The sequence below is a fragment of the Geomonas sp. RF6 genome (assembly GCF_021044625.1).
GTDB lineage: Bacteria > Desulfobacterota > Desulfuromonadia > Geobacterales > Geobacteraceae > RF6.
In genome coordinates this window covers 4,992,683-5,010,592 of sequence record NZ_CP087999.1, presented here as the reverse complement: position 1 = coordinate 5,010,592, position 17,910 = coordinate 4,992,683, and the positions used below count along the sequence as shown (strand labels likewise).

At 63.6% G+C, this 17,910-nt stretch carries 13 protein-coding genes; 7 read left to right on the top strand and 6 right to left on the bottom strand.

Translation table 11 applies throughout. The features are described from left to right. Positions 1 to 63 precede the first annotated feature (63 nt). Positions 64 to 912 carry a bifunctional methylenetetrahydrofolate dehydrogenase/methenyltetrahydrofolate cyclohydrolase FolD gene (gene folD / locus LPW11_RS21255; RefSeq protein ID WP_230995866.1) on the top strand — a complete coding sequence of 283 codons (849 nt, stop codon included), beginning with the start codon at positions 64 to 66 and terminating at the stop codon, positions 910 to 912. A 129-nt stretch (positions 913 to 1,041) separates the two neighbouring features. Further along, positions 1,042 to 1,944 (top strand): UTP--glucose-1-phosphate uridylyltransferase GalU, encoded by a 903-nt coding sequence (galU, locus tag LPW11_RS21250; protein ID WP_230995865.1) that lies wholly within the window; start codon positions 1,042 to 1,044, stop codon positions 1,942 to 1,944. 105 nt (positions 1,945 to 2,049) lie between these two features. Here galU and LPW11_RS21245 read toward each other — a convergent pair whose 3' ends face one another. Together LPW11_RS21245 and LPW11_RS21240 are read right to left on the bottom strand one after the other, a co-directional pair. Then, the gene (locus LPW11_RS21245) at positions 2,050 to 2,973 is read right to left on the bottom strand and encodes an energy transducer TonB family protein (protein ID WP_230995864.1); all 924 of its coding nucleotides are present in this window, start codon (positions 2,971 to 2,973) and stop codon (positions 2,050 to 2,052) included. 260 nt (positions 2,974 to 3,233) lie between these two features. Beyond that, positions 3,234 to 3,515, bottom strand: coding sequence for an ArsR/SmtB family transcription factor (locus LPW11_RS21240; RefSeq protein WP_230995863.1), 282 nt, complete (start codon positions 3,513 to 3,515; stop codon positions 3,234 to 3,236). 518 nt (positions 3,516 to 4,033) lie between these two features. On the opposite strand from LPW11_RS21240, the gene LPW11_RS22555 reads away from it, so the two are divergent. Next, on the top strand, positions 4,034 to 4,207 hold the full coding sequence (locus tag LPW11_RS22555; protein ID WP_442899797.1) for an FmdB family zinc ribbon protein: 174 nt from the start codon (positions 4,034 to 4,036) through the stop codon (positions 4,205 to 4,207). Between the two features lie 98 nt (positions 4,208 to 4,305). On the opposite strand, the gene LPW11_RS21235 is transcribed toward LPW11_RS22555, so the two are convergent. The 4 genes from LPW11_RS21235 to fdh all read right to left on the bottom strand — a co-directional run bounded on the left by LPW11_RS21235 (position 4,306) and on the right by fdh (position 11,050). After that, positions 4,306 to 5,526, bottom strand: coding sequence for a molybdopterin molybdotransferase MoeA (locus LPW11_RS21235; protein WP_230995862.1), 1,221 nt, complete (start codon positions 5,524 to 5,526; stop codon positions 4,306 to 4,308). Between the two features lie 379 nt (positions 5,527 to 5,905). Then, positions 5,906 to 6,991 (bottom strand): NrfD/PsrC family molybdoenzyme membrane anchor subunit, encoded by a 1,086-nt coding sequence (gene nrfD / locus LPW11_RS21230; protein WP_230995861.1) that lies wholly within the window; start codon positions 6,989 to 6,991, stop codon positions 5,906 to 5,908. Continuing rightward, positions 6,988 to 7,779, bottom strand: coding sequence for a 4Fe-4S dicluster domain-containing protein (locus LPW11_RS21225; RefSeq protein ID WP_230995860.1), 792 nt, complete (start codon positions 7,777 to 7,779; stop codon positions 6,988 to 6,990). The genes nrfD and LPW11_RS21225 overlap by 4 nt, the downstream gene beginning before the upstream one ends. A 1-nt stretch (position 7,780) precedes the next feature. Then, complete coding sequence (gene fdh / locus LPW11_RS21220; RefSeq protein ID WP_230995859.1) at positions 7,781 to 11,050, bottom strand: formate dehydrogenase; 3,270 nt, start codon at positions 11,048 to 11,050, stop codon at positions 7,781 to 7,783. Positions 11,051 to 11,251: 201 nt separating this feature from the next. Between fdh and LPW11_RS21215 the strand changes: the two genes are divergently transcribed. The 4 genes from LPW11_RS21215 (at position 11,252) to LPW11_RS21200 (ending at position 17,883) form a co-directional block, all read left to right on the top strand. Continuing rightward, a complete protein-coding gene (locus LPW11_RS21215) occupies positions 11,252 to 14,161 on the top strand; it encodes a 4Fe-4S dicluster domain-containing protein (protein WP_230995858.1) in 2,910 nt (969 codons plus the stop codon). 237 nt (positions 14,162 to 14,398) lie between these two features. Then, positions 14,399 to 16,273: a quinol:electron acceptor oxidoreductase subunit ActD gene (locus LPW11_RS21210; protein WP_230995857.1), complete on the top strand. Its 1,875-nt coding sequence runs from the start codon at positions 14,399 to 14,401 to the stop codon at positions 16,271 to 16,273. Beyond that, positions 16,260 to 17,348 carry a hypothetical protein gene (locus tag LPW11_RS21205; protein WP_230995856.1) on the top strand — a complete coding sequence of 363 codons (1,089 nt, stop codon included), beginning with the start codon at positions 16,260 to 16,262 and terminating at the stop codon, positions 17,346 to 17,348. Before LPW11_RS21210 ends, LPW11_RS21205 begins: the two co-directional genes overlap by 14 nt. Next, positions 17,341 to 17,883 (top strand): cytochrome c3 family protein, encoded by a 543-nt coding sequence (locus tag LPW11_RS21200; RefSeq protein ID WP_230995855.1) that lies wholly within the window; start codon positions 17,341 to 17,343, stop codon positions 17,881 to 17,883. The genes LPW11_RS21205 and LPW11_RS21200 overlap by 8 nt, the downstream gene beginning before the upstream one ends. Positions 17,884 to 17,910: the final 27 nt, after the last annotated feature.

The following is a 17,910-nucleotide window of genomic DNA, read 5'->3' as shown; positions in this document are numbered from 1 at the left end:
AATTATGGTGTTTAATTAGGAGCGGGAGCCGGTTTTATCCGCCCCAGGAAAGGATGCAATACTATGGCAAATATCATTGACGGCAAGGCAATCGCCGCCAAAGTCCGTGCGCAGATTTCGGCAGAGACGGCGCGTCTCAAGGAGGCGGGCGTAGTGCCGGGCCTTGCGGTGGTTCTTGTAGGTGAGGACCCGGCGAGCAAGGTGTATGTCTCCATGAAGGAGAAGGCGTGCAGCGACGTGGGGATCTACTCCGACGAGTACAAGCTCCCCGCGGAGACGACGGAGAGCGAGCTCCTCGCCCTCATAGAGAAGCTGAACAAGGACGACAAGATCCACGGGATCCTGGTCCAGTTGCCCCTCCCGAAGCACATAAATACCGAAAAGGTCCTGGAAGCGATCTCACCGGAGAAGGACGCCGACGGGTTCCACCCCTACAACGTGGGGCGCCTCGTGATAGGGAAACCCCTTTTCCAGCCGTGCACCCCTTACGGCGTTATGGTCATGCTGAAGGAAGCAGGCGTCGACCTTTCCGGGAAGGAAGTGGTGGTAGTCGGGCGCTCCAACATCGTCGGGAAGCCCGTCGCCTTCATGTGCCTGCAGCAGAATGCCACCGTCACCCTGTGCCACTCCAAAACAAAGGATCTGCCGGCGAAGGTCGCACATGCCGACGTCCTCATCGCTGCGGTGGGACAGCCGGAGATGATCAAGGGGGAGTGGATCAAGGAAGGGGCGGTCGTCATCGACGTCGGTGTGAACCGCGTGGGGGAGAAGAAGCTCGTGGGGGACGTGGAGTTCGCCACCGCCAGCACCCGGGCCTCCGCCATTACGCCGGTGCCGGGAGGGGTCGGTCCCATGACCATAACCATGCTCCTCTACAACACCCTCGAAGCAGCGAAGAGACATATGAAATAAGCCGATCGCAGCCCCGGTGGAGGATTCTCCTTCGGGGCTGCCTCCTTCTTCAGGCGCTCACCAGGAGGGGCAGCGAGCTGGCGGCAGGGGCGATCGGTGCAGCGAGCGCCAACGAAAAGGAGTCTTGTCATGAAAGTGAGAAAGGCCGTTTTCCCTGTGGCGGGTCTCGGAACGAGGTTTCTTCCGGCGACCAAATCGACCCCGAAAGAGATGCTCCCCCTCATCGACAAGCCGCTGGTGCAGTACGTCGTCGAGGAGGCGGTAGCCGCGGGGATCGAGCAGGTGCTCTTTGTCACCGGCCGCAGCAAGCGGGCCCTTGAGGACCACTTCGACATCGCGCCGGAGCTGGAATCGCTTCTTTATGACAAGGGGAAGGACAAGGAACTTTCCCAGGTTCGCCAGATCGCGGAGATGGTGAACATCTTCTACGTGAGGCAGAAGCAGGCGCTCGGGCTCGGGCACGCCATACTTTGCGCGAAGGAGTTCGTCTGCGACGAGCCGTTCGCCGTTCTTCTCGGGGACGACATCATCGATTCCCGCATTCCCTGCCTCTCCCAACTTCTGAAAGTCTATGAAAGACATGGCGGCACGGTGCTGGCGCTGGAAAAGGTGCCGATGGAGAATATCTCCGCGTACGGGTGCGTGCGGGCAACCCCCCTGGAGGACCGGGTGTACGAGGTGCTCGACATGGTGGAGAAGCCGAAGAAGTCGGAGGCTCCTTCAGATCTCGCCATTATCGGCCGCTACGTCCTCACCCCCGGAATTTTCCCGATCCTCGAGAAGCAGGAACCGGGAAAGGGGGGGGAAATCCAGATAACGGACGCCATAAGGACGCTGGCGCATGACGAGCCGATTTTCGGATACGAGTTCGATGGGGTGCGCCACGACTGCGGCGACAAACTGGGCTTTTTGAAGGCGACTGTGGATATGGCGCTCAAGAGGGCGGAATTCAACGGCGACTTCCTGGAGTTTCTGCGGCAGCGGCTTGGCCCCCTCGACAACATGGAGCTCAAGAAGGTGAACGCCTCCTAGACGCCCCCCACCACTGCACCCCCATCAAGGGATTTCCCCACGCAGCACTGCAGGAGCCGTCGCGTTCCCCCCTTTGCGAAGGGGGGACAGGGGGGATTTGGGTGCTCAGTATCCTTGCGGTGACTGCGACGACACGAAGATCCACAGGAGGTTGAGCTTTTCGTGCTGCCACTTCTTCGGGAGCGGCCCCACGTACCCCGTCTCCCGCACTGCCGTGAGGGCGAGGTTGTCCAGAGCGGCGCTCCGTGTGGTTTCCACCATCTTCACGCTCTCGATCGACCCGTCCCGCCTGATCGTTACCTGCAGCACGCCGACACCGGCACCGTGACTCGCCGTCCTGCGCGCCAGCACTTTCAGGCTGTCGTTGGCGGCGACGAGGAGCCGATGGCTGTACACCGCGATCGTCGGGTCGTCCGTGTCCATCATCCGGGTGTCACCCTGCTCCGCCCCCTCATACTTCTTCCGGTACCCCTCCTCGAGGCTCGCGAGCCTCTTCTGGCTCGGGAAGAGCTTCGAAAGTCCTATCTCGTCCCCTTTCCCTTCCCCTTTGCGCACCCTGAAGATGTCATTACCACCGGTGCCTCTTCTCGCATCCGCGTCGGGCGGACGGATGCCGTCCTCCGAGACGGCAGGCGGCTTCCCCCCCTGCTGCTTTCCTGCAGTGCCGCGATCCGCTTCGGGGGTAGTCACACGCGGTGCGATCTTCGCTTCTCTCTGGGGGGCGCGGGATGCGGGGAGCGGTGGCGGGTTGTCGATGCGCTCGGCGAGCTTTGGAGTCGGGACAGGGGATTTCTCCGGTGCGGGGGCTTTCGGTACGGGGGGGGACTCCGGCAGCGGAGGTTCCTTCTGAGCCTGAAGCGGTGCAGGGGGGATGTCCGGGATGGTGCTCAGATCGACCATCATCGGCTCGTCCTTTACCTCAGGCTTTGCGGTCTCCATCCGGGAAAACACGAAGTATCCCGCCACGTGCAGGAGGATGGACAGAGCAAGCAGGTAGAGAAACGTTTTTTCGACGTATTTATCGGACATGTATCTCTGTCTTCAGGGGAAGCGGATCCTGAATATCTATGGGGGAGTGCGGCTCGTCACGCGGCGTAACCTGTGCAAGAAGGCGCAGATTGTTGCCGGGTGTCGTCGCAACTGGTCGATGTTAAGAGATGGACGGTGAAAAAGCAAGCCGGAACTGCCTTTTCCGCGACTCTGGGTGCGGCAGGATGAGGTTTGCGGAATTGGTGGGAAGTGCTGGGAGAGAAGGGGTGAGTGCCGATCGGGAAGGACCGGCACCGATGCTATTGCTGCATGAGGACTCTGACCAGGTCGCGGGCGAACTGGCTCACCACTGAGTAGCGCACCTCGACCCCCTCGCGGGTCCCCTCGATGATCCCCTTGTTCTTCAGGAGAGCGAGATGCTGGCTGACGGTTGCCTGGGGGAGTTCGAGACATTCCCACATGGTTTTTACGTTGCATGCCTGTGCGCACAGGCCCGCCACTATCTTCAATCGGATCGGATGACCGAGCACCTTCAGCATCTCCGCTTCCTTGCTAAAGTCCCTGCTTTTATCGAATTCCAATAGCTCACCTCCGGCTTATAACTGACCGCCTACTTTATAAGCCGACTGTACTTCTGTCAATGAAAAGCTAATCCCTATAGTAAAGTATTCACATTCATGGCGATCGCCGCCTATTACCCTCTGAGGCAGTTGGGTCCTCTCCTCGTCTTTCCCTGTTCCTGCCTGAAAAGTGAGATTCGTCTTGCACATATACATAAAGTAATATATATACTTCTTGTGGTGAAGAGGGGGCTGCGGTGCGGAAGGTTACTGCATGGGTGCGCTTTCAGCTAAAATAGAAAGGAGAGGAAAGCCATGACGGGAATATTGGTGTTCGTAGGAGTGGTTGTCGTTTGGGTGGCGCTGCAGAAATATATCCTGCCGCGTTTCGGGATTGCCACCTGAATGTCCGATGCGTGCGACCTCGCGGCGCGGGGCGACAAAAAGAAGGAATGCGGAGAAGAAGAGGGGAGAAAGTAGGGGAGTTGACGGTTCTGGCGAGATGATCACCGTCGGCCGGAAGGTGAGAAGGAGGAGACGTGCCACTTTATGAATTCAGCTGCAAGAGCTGCGGCAAACGGTTCGAGAAGTTGCTGCGCAGCGGGGAAACCGAGCTCCCCCCTTGCCCAGCCTGCGGATCCTCCGATGTCGGCAGGGAGGTGTCGGGCTTTGCTGAGGTAACCCCTCCCGGTTGTTCACCGGGAGGTGGCTGAAGGATCTGACCAACGGCACCGGTCGGTGCCGCCATAAAGAAGCGGCTCCGCATACTTTATGCGGAGCCGCTTCCATTTCCAGCCGCGTTTCCGGCAGACTATGCAACCCCTGCCTCCACCAGGCTTTTTCCAAAAGAGCTGTCCAGGAGCATGACCTCCACCTCGGCGCCGGTGGCGAGCGAGCACTCGGGGGGGAGCGTCATGAGCGCGTTTCCCCTCGTGAGGGAGGAGATCTTAGCCGAGCACTGCACTCCTGTGGTGGAGACGACGTAGCGGTCCTCCTCTCTGGTCACCATGCTGCGCATAAGGTGCGGCCGGGTCGCGGAGTTATGTACCACTTCCTGAAGAAAAGCCTTCACCGTCGGGCGGAAGATGTGCCGGTGTCCCATGCACCTGAGGAGCGCGGGGCGCACGAAGAGCTCGAAGGAGACGGCCGCCGCTACCGGATTACCGGGGAGGGCGAACACCGCCTTTCCCATCACCTCTCCGAAGGCGAGAGGTTTCCCCGGCTTCATGTCGACCTTCCAGAACGCGAAGGAGCCGCCGAGTTCCTCTATCGCAGCCTTCACGTAGTCCTTGTCACCTACCGATACTCCGCCGTTTAGCACCACAAAGTCGGCAGACGTTCCCGCCCTGATCTTCTCGGCCGTGTCGTGCAACGTGTCCGGCGCGATCCCCAGGAGGATCGGCTCCCCTCCCGCCTCCAGGACCTGGGCGGCGAGGGCGTAGCTGTTGCTGTTGATGATCTTCCCGGGAGTCGGCACGCATCCCGGCTCCACCAGCTCATCCCCGGTGGAGATGATGGCGACGCGGGCGCGACGATGTACCCTCACCGCGGTCTTCCCCATCGCGGCGAGGAGACTGAGTTCCTGCGGTCTCAGGACCGTTCCCTTCGCGAGAGCGACCTCTCCTGCGGCGATGTCCTCACCGCGGCGGCGCAGGTGCCTCCCTTCCTTTATGTCGGAAAGGATTCTCACGCTCGTCCCCTCGACTTCTACCTCCTCGACGGGGACCACCGTGTCGCACCCCGGCGGCACAGGGGCGCCGGTCATTATCTTCACCGCTTCCCCGGCGGGAACCGGCGTCAGGCGCACCTCTCCGGCGGAGAGGAACCCGGTGACCTGCAGCCGGTCCGCTGTGGTGGCGCGGCAGAAGGCGTACCCGTCCATGGCGGAGTTGTCTGCGGGAGGGATGTCCCAGGGGGAGATATGGTCTTCGGTGGTGACCCTGTTCAGAGCCTGCAGGAGTGGCACCTCTTCGCCCTCTACGGTGCTGATCCTCTCCAACACGGTGCGCTGCGCGTCTTCGATGCTGATCATTGCGGTGCCCTCCCTTCCGCCAGGCGCGGGGTGCCGCGGGAAAGTGCAGGTGATGAGGCGCGAAACCCGCGGGTCTGATTGCATGATTAAAGTGTGCTTATACCAGACAGGGTGAGCGCCCGCAAGGAAAGGGGCCGGAAGTGCAGGGGAAAGCTGGCTTGTGGCCGGGGGAGCATCGGCTAGGACCTGTTCGGTGACATCGGTAACACTTCAGGGGCCCGCGTGAAGTGCCGGCAGTTCCCCATATGGCAGCTTCACCCACCCCTTGACCCCCTCCCGTCGAGGGAGGGGGGACGTTGCTGCGACGCCTTCAGGGGACAGGCATCCTCTTAAAAGGTGCCTGTCCCCTTGCTCGCGTGTTCACTTGGCCCGGTGGGCGCTAAATGAACTGGGGGTACTCCCCTTGCAGCTCCCCACCGTTTTGCTGCATCGGGACGGCATCCTGATGCGCCCGCTGCGCCTCGAAGACCGCCTGCGGATCGCGTGCGGAACACTTCCCCGACTCCAGGAGGGCGTACCTGAGGCAGAGCGCGCCTACGGTGGTGAGCGCTCCGCCGAGCCTCCTCTTGAAGGGGGATTTGCCGGGGAGGAGGTTCAGAATTATTCCAGCGGCCACGAGTCCTCGGGCGCTCTGCCACAGGAAACCGCACTTTCCTTCCCTGAAGGGGTTGGCGACTTCGGGCACCCGCCCTGCGATCTTCTCCATCGCCATCATGCCGGCAGCTTCCCCGACTTTTCCGATCGTGCCGAATACCTGCACGACCCTTTCTTCGCGCTTCTTCAGCGGCAGCATCTCGAGGACCGCCGCGGTGCTTGCCATCGCGGACGCCGTGAAGAGGATCGGAAGGGTGCGGCGCGTCTGCCACCAGAGCGGGTTTGCCGTGTTCCCCAAGAGCACCCCTGTGTACCCGGAAAGGACGATCCCTCCTCCGGCGAGCGCCATGTTTGTCGGGCGCGCGGAGGGGCGATCCCCCTGCAGGAGTGCGATGGTGGAGAGCATCCCCGAGCCCGCCAATGCCCACGACCCGATGCTCATCGGTGAAGTCGGGCGAAAGACCCGCAGCATGTTCAAAAAGCGCGTCTTTTTTCCAAGGTCCCAGGTGAGGAGCGCGGGTCCGACGGTGGTGCCGAGGAATGAGAGCCAGCGGCAGGCCGAGGCGAGCTTGCGCATCTTTCTTTTTCCGTGCAGCGCCGCGCCGAGAACTGCGCTTCCCCCCGCCACACCCCCCGCCCAGAAGTAGACCGGCACCGACCAGATCCACACCGGCTCCTTTAGCAGGGGAATCCCGTAGTAGTCGGGGCGCCCCTGGCGATCTACCGACGGGAGCACCTCCCATACCGGAATCGGTGTGGACGCAGGTTCGGGACGCCGCACCGCGATCTGCGACCCTTCGCCGGTCACGATCGCCAGCTTCGGGTCGAGTTCCCTTCCCACCGTTGCCTTCTGTTTCCACGGGAGGTTCATCGTTTACCTCCGGCTCGCGCCGCAGCGAGGGCTGCGACCGTCATTCCTGCTGCTGCCAGGGCCATGGAGGCCCAGGAGATTCCCGTCGTCTTCGTCGGGACGCCGGGGGAGGGGGGAAGGTTGTACACCTCGGGGCGGTCCACCAGGAGGAAGAAGGCATTGAGCCCCTCCGTCCCCGGCTGGTCGTCGGCGGTCATCCCGTACAGATATGCCTCCGTCACCCCGCGCGCGTGCAGCTCGGACAGGCGCTTGCGGGCGTGCTCCTTCAGACTCTCCACCTCCCCGAAAAGGATGGAGTCGGTGGGACACGCCTTCGCGCAGGCGGGCTCGATCCCCTCCTTTTGCCGGTCGTAGCAGAGGGTGCACTTCCAGGCCCGCCCGTCGTCGTCCCTGCGGTTGATGACCCCGAAGGGGCAGGCGACGACGCAGTAGCCGCAGCCGTTGCAGACATCCGGCTGCACGTAGACGCTCTCGAACTCGTTGCGCACGATCGCGCCGGTGGGGCACGCCTCCAGGCACCCGGCGCGCCGGCAGTGCTTGCAGACGTCGGACATGAAAAGCCAGGAGAAGGGGCGCGTGCCGCTGATCTGCCCTGAGAGCTTTTTCTCCCGCTCCACGAAGGCGACGTGGCGCCAGCTCGTCGCCTCCAGGTGCACGGTGTTGTCGTAGGAGCGCCCGCTGAAGAAGTTGCCGTCGGCGGGAAGCTGGTTCCACTGCTTGCACGCCACCTCGCACGCCTTGCACCCGATGCACACGGTGGTGTCCGTGAAAAAACCTGTCGCTGCCATATCAGGCCTCCTCCGTAAGCTCGACTTTCCCGACCCGCACACCGTGGCTCCCCACCGGCTTTTTCTGCACCGGCGGGAGGTCGCGCGGCTCTTCCTCGATATCGGCCGGGCGCGACAGCGGCCCCGAGGTGGCGGCGCGGCGCTTCTCGCTGTGCCGCCCCGCGACGATATCGACCGAGAAAGCCTTCGACTCCTGGATGGATACGTTCGGGTCCGCTACAAAGGCTGTGAGCTCGTTTGCCGAGTCGCCGGTGGAGCGTCCGACGTAGCTCCAGTGGTACGGCAGGTTGATCTGGTGCACGACCCTGCCCTGCACCGTCAGGGGCTGCATGCGCGCCGTGACAAGGACCCTCGCCTCGATCTCGCCGCGAACCGTGCGGACCGTCGCCCAACCTCCGTTTTTCAGCCCGCGCAGCTCGGCAAGCTCCGGAGAGATCTCCACGAACATCTCCGGCTGCAGCTCGCAAAGCCACGGGAGCCAGCGCGACATTCCCCCTACGGTGTGATGCTCGGTGACGCGGGCGGTGGTGGCGACGAAGGGGTAGCGCGGGTCGTCGTACGCCTTGTGGTACGGGTTCTCCGGTCGCACCCACTCGATGCGCGCCGGGTTGCACTGCTGGCCGTAGAGGGCGTTTTGCACCACCGACTCTTCCGGCTCGTAGTGGGTCGGAAGGGGGCCGTCCAGAAGCCCGGTGGGGTCGTACATCCAGGCCTTTCCCTCCGCCTGCATGATGAAGGGATCGATACCCGAGAGGGTGTCCTTCCCCTCCGCGTCCTTCGGGGGGCGGTAGTCGGGGGGGCGGTCCGGGATCATGTCGGGGTTGTCGTGCCCGGTCCAGGCCTTCTTCTCGGCGTCCCACCAGATGTAGCTCTTCCGCTCTGACCAGGGGCGCCCCTCCGGGTCGGCGGAGGCGCGGTTGTACAGCATGCGCCGGTTCGCCGGCCACGCCCATCCCCACTCCGGTGCGACCCAGCTCTGCTCCTTTGCCGGTTTGCGCCTCGAGGGCTGGTTCACGCCGTCCTTGCGGCAGCCGCAGTAAATCCAGCAGCCGCAGGCGGTGCTGCCGTCGGCGGCAAGCTCCGTGTAGGCGCTGATCGGGCGTCTCTCCGGGAGGGTGTAGCCGTTTATCTCCGCAAGGATCTCCTCTGCGTCCGGCTCCTCCTGCTCTCCGAGGAGACGGTAGTCCCAGGTCAGGTTGAGGATCGGGCGGTCCTTCTTTTCGGTCGAGCCGGCGTACAACTCCTTCAGCCGTTTGCCGAGATGGTAGATGAAGTGCAGGTCGCTGCGGCAGTCCCCCGGCGGCTCCACTGCCTTGTGGTGCCACTGCAGGAGTCGCTGCGTGTTGGTAAATGAGCCGTCCTTTTCCGTGTGGGCCGCACAGGGGAAGAAGAAGACCTCCGTGGCGATGTCGCGCGACCTCACCTCGCCGCGGTCGAACTCCGGCCCGATGCGCCAGAACTCCGCGGTCTCCGTGGGAGCGAAATCGCGCACCACGAGCCATTCGAGGGCGCGCAGCCCTTTCCGCTGCAGGGCGTTGTTCATCGATCCCACCGCCGGGTTCTGCCCCATCACGAAGTACCCCTTCACAACGCCGTCCGCCATGGCGGAAACGGTCACCATATGGGAGTGGTCGCCGCTTATGTGGGGGAGATAGTCGTAGCACCAGTCGTTCCCGGCGGTGGCAGCACTCCCGTACCACGCCTTCAGAAGCGAGACGATGTACTTTCCGAAGTCGCTCCACCAGCCGGAGGCGGACTCGTTGTATTCGATGTACTTCTTGAGTTCCGTGTCGTAGGAGGCCTTCGGCATCGGGAGGTAGCCGGGGAGCATGTTGTAGAGGGTGGGGATGTCTGTGGAGCCCTGTATGGACGAGTGCCCCCGCAGCGCCATGATCCCTCCCCCCGGGCGGCCGATGTTCCCCAGAAGGAGTTGCACGATGGAGGCACAGCGGATGTACTGGACTCCGACCGAATGCTGCGTCCACCCGACAGCGTAGCAGAAGGCGCTGGTGCGCTCCCGTCCGGAGTTTTCGCACAGGGTCTTTGCCACCGTCAGGAAGAGGTCCTGCGGGATGCCTGTTATTCTTTCCACCATCTCCGGGGTGTAGCGGGAATAGTGGCGCTTAACGATCTGGAAGACGCAGTTCGGGTCCTGCAGGGTGTCGTCGTGCTCCTCAGCGGAGATGCTCGCGCCTCGCTCGGAACGCGGCTCCCCCGAGAACATCTCCCGGTGCCCGGCCGCCGGCGCGAGCTGCACGCCGCGGTACTGCCAGCTCTCCGGATCGTACTGCCCCTTCTCCTCGTCCCAGCCGCTGAAAAGACCGTCCAGCTCGTCGGTGTCGCGGTACTTCGGGTCGACGATGGCGGAGGCATTCGTGTAGTTCTCCACGTACTCGTGGAACCACAGGTCGTTTTCGATGATGTAGTTTATGAGCCCACCGAGGAAGGCGATGTCGCTTCCGGCACGGATCGGGACGTAGATGTCGGAGACTGCGCTGGTGCGGGTGAAGCGCGGGTCGATGTGGATTATCTTCGCGCCGCGGCGCTTTGCTTCCATCACCCACCTAAACCCCACCGGATGGCACTCCGCCATATTGGACCCTTCGATGACGATGCAATCGGAATTTTGCAGGTCCTGCTGGAAAGTGGTGGCGCCCCCCCTGCCGAAGGAGGTCCCCAGACCGGGGACCGTGGAGGAGTGTCAGATACGGGCCTGGTTCTCCACCTGTATGATCCCGAGGGAGCAGAAGAGCTTCTTGATGAGGTAGTTTTCCTCGTTGTCGAGGGTCGCCCCGCCGAGGTGCGCGATGCCGAGGGTGCGCCGCAGCGGGTGCCCCTGCTCGTGCAGCTCCTCCCAATTCTCGTCCCGGGTCTTTTTCACCCGTTGCGCCACCATGTCCAGGGCGCGCTCCAGCGGGATCTTCTCCCATCTCCTGCCGTGCGGGGGGCGGTACAGCACCGTGTCCACCCGGTGCGTCCCGGTCACGAGCTGCATGGCGGCCGCCCCCTTCGGGCAGAGGCACCCTCCCGAGATCGGGGAGTCGTAGTCCCCCTCGATGTCCATGATCTTCCCGTCCTTCACGTACACCTTCTGACCGCACCCCACCCCGCAGTAGGGGCAGACCGAGCCGACAGCTTTCTCGGCATCCTTGATACGGGGGGCGAGTGCGGCGCTGCGCCCCGACATCGCTGACTCCCCGAGCCCTGCGAGATCAGCCGAGAAAAGCTGCCGCAGCGCCGGCCACATCGAGCGTGACGACTTCTTTTTCATGGACATCTCCTTTACCGACGGATTTACGTCCAACATTGCCAAGTTTTAACGTTGCGAGGGGGTGTGTCAATGCCTTTTCTGTCCTTCAGAATCGTGGTGGTGGGGCGGATTCGCCGTCCTGGCACGGGTTTACGAGCCTTGACAAATATGGCTGTAACTTTAAAATTCATTAATAAATTCAGAGGGAAATGGGGAGCGGGAATGGGGATATCGAGGCGGACCTTTTTGTGGCTTACCGGCGGGAGCAGTATCGCGCTCGCCACCAACCCGCAGCGCAAGCTGGTGAACCAGCTCGTCCCCCTCGTCGTCCCTCCAGAAGCGATCCCCTCCGGAGAGTGGGCCCTCTACGCCACGACCTGTCGTGAATGCCCCGCCGGCTGCGGGATGCACCTGTGGCACCGTGACGGCCGAGTCACCAAGGCGGAAGGAAATCCGGACCACCCGGTGAACCGGGGAGGGCTCTGCCCGAGAGGGCACTCGAGCCTGCAGGGGGTGTACGATCCCGATCGGGTGAAGGGGGTGCGGCACCGTCCGCGGGGCGGGAGTGAAAGAAGCGCCACCTGGGAGGGGGCGATCTCCGACATCGCCGGGAAGCTCGCCTCCGGCGCCAGGGCGGCTGTCATCTCCTCCGTGCAGACCGGGACGCTCGCGCAGGTCATGCGCTCCTTTGCCGGGGCCTTTCCGCCGCAGCGCCTCCTTTTCTACGAGCCGCTGCACTACGAATATCAGAAGGCCGCGCACCGGCAGCTCTTCGGCCTGCCGGTCGTCCCGCAGTATCGCCTCGATCGCTGCGACTTCATCCTGAGCTTCGCGGCGGACTTCCTGGAGAGCTGGGTCTCTCCGGTCTCTTTTGCCTCCCAGTTCGGTGAGATGCGCGCCTGGCGCCCTGATCGTCCCCCGGCCCGGATGGCGTATGCGGGACCGAGGCTCTCGATGACCGCGGCCAATGCCGACCTCTTCCTGCGACTCCCACCGGGGGGAGAGCGCCTTCTCGCCCTGGCGATGCTGAGAATGATCATGGAAAAGGGGCTCGCAAAGCGCGACATCACGCGGGTGAAGCCGCTTCTCGACCGTGCCCTGCCGGCCGGATCGCAAATTCCCGGCGTCACCGAGGAAACGGTGCTGCAGCTCGTGACCTGGTTTACCGGGAGCAAGGGGAGCGTCGCCCTTCCGGGTCCTCTCGGAAGCTTCGCCCCTTACGCACAAGAGACCGCCGCCGCCTGCGCGCTCCTGAACTATGCGGCGGGGCGCGTGGGGGAGACGGTCGATTTCTCCCGTCCCCATGCCGTGGGGGAGGCTGCCGGTTCCCTCGACCTGCAGCGTTTCCTCGCCACGCTCGATGCCCGCGACGTCCTTTTCATTCACGACAGCAACCTCCTCTACTCCTTTCCGCAGGGGGCGCGCCAGGTCCAGCGGGCGGGGACGGTGGTGTATCTGGGGACGATGCCGGACGAGACGGCCCGGATAGCGGAGTGGGTCCTGCCCGTTGACTCCCCTCTCGAGGCGTGGGGGGACTACGATCCGACCCTTGGGGTCCACTCCCTCCAGCAGCCGACCATGGGGCGCACCACCGACAGCCGGCTGGCCGGCGACATCTTCCTCGATATTGCGCGTGCCGCCGGAAAGCACCTTTCAGCGGAAGGAGTCCCGCCAGACGCCGCCTTTCAGAGGTGGCTGTCGGCGCGTTGGGAAACGCTGCACCGCCAGCACTCTGCAGGTAACTCCTTCGAGGAGTTCTGGAAGAGCGCGCTTCGCTCCGGAGGTGTGTGGGTGAAAGGGGCGCCAGCTGCAACCGTGGCGCTGCGGGGGGTGCCCGACAATCTTTTCGGCGAGCCGGTGTCGCACCATCTGGATGCTGCCGAGGTGGAGCTCTGGCCGTGGGCCGGGATCACCCTTTTTGACGGCAGGGTGAGCAACCGGCCCTGGCTGCAGGAGGCGCCCGATCCGGTGACCTTTATCTCCTGGGGGAACTGGATCGACCTTCACCCGACCCAGGCGGCGGCGATGCAGCTGGCAGACGGAGACGTCGCCGAGCTCTCCAACTCCCTTGCCGCCGTACGCGCGCCGGTGCGCATCACCGAGGAGGTGCCGGAGCGGGTGGCGGCCCTTTCCTTTGGGCAGGGGCACCGCACCATGGGGAGGCACGCCGCCGGGACCGGCGCAAATGTGTTCGCCCTCCTCGGTGCTCCGGAGCCGGGTCCCGTCGTGCCGGTCTGCCGCCTGCGCAAGGTTGGGGAAAAGAGGCTATACGACCCTACCTACACGACCCTCACGAGGAACCAGTTCGACAGGAAGCTCCTGCAGTGGCAGAATCTGTCGGATCTCGCGAAGAAGCGGGAAGGGGAGGAGCTTGACTGGCCCCTGCCGGAGGGGTACCGGAAGGAGAAGGATCTCTATCCGAAACGGGAGTACTTAAGCTACCGCTGGGCGATGGCGATCGACCTGCAGCGCTGCATCGGCTGCGGCGCCTGCGCCGTTTCGTGCTACGCGGAAAACAACGTCGCGGTGATGGGGAAGAAGCAGGTCGCGAGACAGCTGGAGATGGCCTGGCTGCGCGTCGTGCCGTACAGGAAAGAGGGGAAGGTGCCGGGGCTTGCGTGGCTTCCGATGCTCTGCCAGCACTGCGACTCTGCGCCGTGCGAGCCTGTCTGCCCCGTGTACGCGGCGGTGCACAACGAGGAGGGGTTGAACGCCCAGGTGTACAACCGCTGCATCGGCACACGCTACTGCAACAACAACTGCCCCTACAAGGTGCGCCGCTTCAACTGGCTGAACGTGGAGTGGCCAAAGCCGCTCGACCTGCAGCTGAACCCGGAGGTGACGGTGCGAAGCCGCGGGGTGATGGAGAAATGCACCTTCTGCATCCAGCGCATCCGCAACGCGGAGTACCGGGCGGTTCGCGAGGGGCGTGCGGTGCGCGACGGCGAGATCCAGCCCGCCTGCGGCCAGTCCTGCCCCACCAGGGTGTACACATTCGGCAATCTCCTGGACCCGCACTCGAAGGTATCGCAGCTCGTGCGCACCGACCCGCGGCGCTACCAGGTTCTGCACGAGCTGAACACGAAGCCGGCCGTGATCTACCTGCGTCGGGTGGAAAACGATAGTGCGTGATGGTGGCGGGGCCGATGCCTCGATTGAAGCTGACCGCGAAGTTCGGGGAGCCGGCATCAGTAAGTCCCCCCTCCCTTGACGGGAGGGGGACAGGGGGTGGGTGAAGCTGCCATCATCTGTATTGTCGGCACCTTCCCCCCCACCCTGGCCCTCCCCCGCAAGGGGGGAGGGGATTCTTAGCGGACTCTCCGTAGTCCCGAAGACTTCGAGGAAGCCGACGCATGACCTGGGGGATGAGTGGCACAGCTTAAGTACGGAGACATCAACGACGACGCACTGCGGGCGATGCAGAAGCCGCATCTCCCGTATCTGGTGACCATCGCCCTCCTCGCCCTCATGGTCGGCGGCGCGGCCGTCGTGTGGGCGAACCAGATGCTGGTGGGTATGGGGGTGACCGGGCTGAACCACCCAGTCGGCTGGGCCACCTACATCGGCAACTTCGTCTTCTGGGTGGGGATCGCCCACTCCGGCACCCTCATCTCCGCAATCCTCTACCTGCTGCGCGCGAAGTGGCGCGATGCCGTATCCCGCTCCTCGGAGGCGATGACGATCTTTGCGGTCATGACCGCAGGGCTCTTCCCCATGATCCACCTGGGGCGCACCTGGGTTTTCTACTACATACTCCCGTACCCTTCGCAGCGCCAGATCTGGCCGAACTTCATAAGCCCGCTCATCTGGGACGTGTGCGCCGTCGGTACCTACTTCACCGTCAGCCTCATCTTCTGGTACGTCGGTCTCATCCCCGATCTTGCCGCCGCCCGCGACCGCTTCGAAATCACCCACGGCGACGACGCCTTCCGCACCCGCCTGTATCGCGCCCTTTCCCTCGGCTGGTCCGGAACCGGCAACCAGTGGCGCCACTACGGCCGCTCTTACCTCTTTTTCGCGGCGCTGGCGACACCGCTGGTCATCTCCGTCCACTCGGTCGTCTCCTGGGACTTCGCCATGAGCCTCCTTCCGGGGTGGCACAGCACGATATTCCCCCCGTATTTCGTCGCCGGCGCCATCCACTCGGGGCTTGCCATGGTACTGACCCTCCTCATCCCCATGCGCAAGCTCCTGCGCCTGGAGCGGCTGATAGAGCTGCACCACTTCGAGATGGTGGCCCGCACCATCATCGTCACCGCCGCAATCGTGGGGTACTCCTACGCGGTGGAGCCCTTCATCGCGTGGTACTCCGGGGACCCCTTCGAATGGCAGTTTTACCGGTGGCGCATGTTCGGGACGGCCGGCTGGATCTACTGGCTCCTGATCCCCCTGAACGTGCTGATCCCGCTCCTTTTCTGTTTCAGGAAGTTCCGGACGAGCTTTGCCTGGCTCTTCCTCATCTCCCTTCTCATCAACGTGGGGATGTGGCTGGAGCGTCTCTTCATCGTCTATACCTCGGTGGCCCGCGACTTTCTGCCGCACAACTGGGGGACCTACACCATCTCCTGGACGGAGGCGGCGATCACCGTCGGCTCCTTCGCCTTCTTTTTCTTTTTCTTCTTCGTCTTTTGCAAGACCTTCCCGACGGTGCCGGTGAGCGACCTGAAGGAGCGGATCGCGGACGAGGAGATCGAGCCGTGCGAGCGGTGCGAAACCGCGGTGCAGGCAAAGATAAACCCCGCCCGGCCGGCAGTGCTGGCGGTCTTCTCCAATGCCGGCCGGATGATCCAGGGGGTCCGCGCCGCCTGCGACGGCGGGTTCTCCGTCATGGAGACCTTTTCTCCTGTGAAGGTGGAAGAGGTGCACAAGGTCATGGGGCACCCGAAGAGCCCGGTGCGCTTCTGGACTCTGGCGGGGGCTCTGGCGGGACTATCCGGTGGGTTCTGGCTCGCCATCGGCACAGCCACGGTCAACAGCCTCGTGGTCGGGGGGAAGGTCCCGGTTTCGCCGATCCCCTATTGCGTGGTCGCCTTCGAGGGGACGGTGCTCCTGGGGAGTCTCTTTAATCTCGTCGGAATGATCTTCCACACCCGTCTCTTCAGGGCAAAGACCCGCCCGTTTTACGACCGGCGTTTCAGCCGCGACCGTTTCGGGCTTCTGGTGACCTGCAGCGGAGGTGAGGTCGAAATTCTGCAGAAACTCCTGCTCACTGCCCAACCGGAGGAGATCCATGTCCACCGCTGACCGCGCCACTTCCGCTCTCGTTCTGCGCTCCGTGGTGTGGCTCGTCCTCGCGGTGCTCGGCTTCCTCCTGTGGGCGCCCCTTCTGGACGGCGCGCAGGCGGCGAGGGGGTGGCGGGCGCTTCTGGCGGCGTTCACCTTCTTCATCTCCCTGGCGGGGGGGCTGGTGGTCTGGCCCGCCATCGTGCGCAGCGCCAACGGGGTCTGGCACAGCGGGATCGAGAGGCTTGCCTTCGCAGCACTCGGTTTCTCCCTTCCATCCCTTGCGCTTCTCGTGCTTCTCTGGGGTGGCAGCGCTTCCTGGGCGCCCTGGTACATGGTGACCCATCACCAGGGGGTGTGGCTGGAGAATTCCTTCCTCTTCGGGCGCGATCTGGCGGCGCTCCTCCTCTTCTGGCTCGTCGCCGCCCGCTATCACTTCCTGCTGCGTCGCGGGCGCGGCAGCGTGACCGGTGCCGTACTGATAGCGCTGTACGCCGGGGTCTTCTCGCTGCTGGGCTTTGACCTGATCATGGCGCTCGACCCGCACTGGTACAGTACTCTCGCCGGCGCCTACTTCTTCATGACCGGGCTCTACATCGCCATCGTCGCCTGGGCCTTTCTCGCCGCGTGGCGGGTGGAGGCGAAGCCGGAGCAGCTCCACGACCTCGGGCGTCTTATCGTCGCCTTCAGCATGATCGCCACCTACCTCATGTACGCCCACCTTCTCCCCATCTGGTACGAGGTGCTCCCCCACGAGGTCCGTTTCGTGGCGCCGCGCATGAACGTCCAGCCGTGGAAGACGGTGAGCCTTGCCCTCATCTGTTCGGTCTACCTGGGGCCCCTCGTCTTTCTCCTTACCGAGAGGGGGAAGCGGAGCCGCTGGTACCTTGGAGGGGTATCCCTCGTGATCCTCTGCGGCATGTGCGTGGAGCGGTGGTGGCTCATCGCACCGACCTTCGAGCCGGTACCGTCCCCGGGACTTGCGGAAGCCGCCATCTTCGTCGCCCTCCTCGGGCTTCTCGGACTCGGGATGGAGCTGGGGGGGCGGCTCCTGCCCGTTCTCGACAAGGGAGGGGAAAGAGAGCGCCATGACTAGCGGAAAGGACGAAATGGGGACGAGGTTCAAGTACCTCCCCGGGGTGGCCTCGGCGCTCGTGGTGGTGTTCGTGGTGATAAGCACCTTTCTCCTCTTCGACCGGCTCTACCCGTACGGCCTGGGGCCGAAGCAGCCGATCCCCTTCAGCCACAAGGTGCATGTGCATGTGAAGAGGCTAAGTTGCGTCATGTGCCACAGCCAGGTCGCCTCCACCGCGCGCGCCGGCATTCCGCCCCTGCAGACGTGCCTTCTCTGCCACGAGCGGATCATCACCAACTACCCGTACATCCGTCTCTTGCGGCGGCGCTTTGAGCAGGGGAAGCCGGTGATATGGGAGCGGGTGAACTGGCTGCCGGAGTTCGTCTATTTCAACCACTCGATGCACATCCATTACGGCATCGACTGCGGTCATTGCCACGGCAACGTGACGATGATGGATCGGGTCATGAAGGCGAGGAACTTCAAGATGGGATTTTGCATCGAGTGCCACCGGGACAACAACGCGTCCCACGATTGTTTCGCCTGTCATAGATAATTCATGCCGGACCGAGAACGGATACCA

Bases quoted from the DNA above. Each gene is read 5' to 3' on its own strand.
- LPW11_RS21245 (WP_230995864.1), bottom strand. From the start codon at position 2,973: ATGTCCGATAAATACGTCGAAAAAACGTTTCTCTACCTGCTTGCTCTG.
- LPW11_RS21200 (WP_230995855.1), top strand. From the start codon at position 17,341: ATGACTAGCGGAAAGGACGAAATGGGGACGAGGTTCAAGTACCTCCCC.
- folD (WP_230995866.1), top strand. From the start codon at position 64: ATGGCAAATATCATTGACGGCAAGGCAATCGCCGCCAAAGTCCGTGCG.
- galU (WP_230995865.1), top strand. From the start codon at position 1,042: ATGAAAGTGAGAAAGGCCGTTTTCCCTGTGGCGGGTCTCGGAACGAGG.
- nrfD (WP_230995861.1), bottom strand. From the start codon at position 6,991: ATGAACCTCCCGTGGAAACAGAAGGCAACGGTGGGAAGGGAACTCGAC.
- LPW11_RS21215 (WP_230995858.1), top strand. From the start codon at position 11,252: ATGGGGATATCGAGGCGGACCTTTTTGTGGCTTACCGGCGGGAGCAGT.
- LPW11_RS21235 (WP_230995862.1), bottom strand. From the start codon at position 5,526: ATGATCAGCATCGAAGACGCGCAGCGCACCGTGTTGGAGAGGATCAGC.
- LPW11_RS21225 (WP_230995860.1), bottom strand. From the start codon at position 7,779: ATGGCAGCGACAGGTTTTTTCACGGACACCACCGTGTGCATCGGGTGC.
- LPW11_RS21205 (WP_230995856.1), top strand. From the start codon at position 16,260: ATGTCCACCGCTGACCGCGCCACTTCCGCTCTCGTTCTGCGCTCCGTG.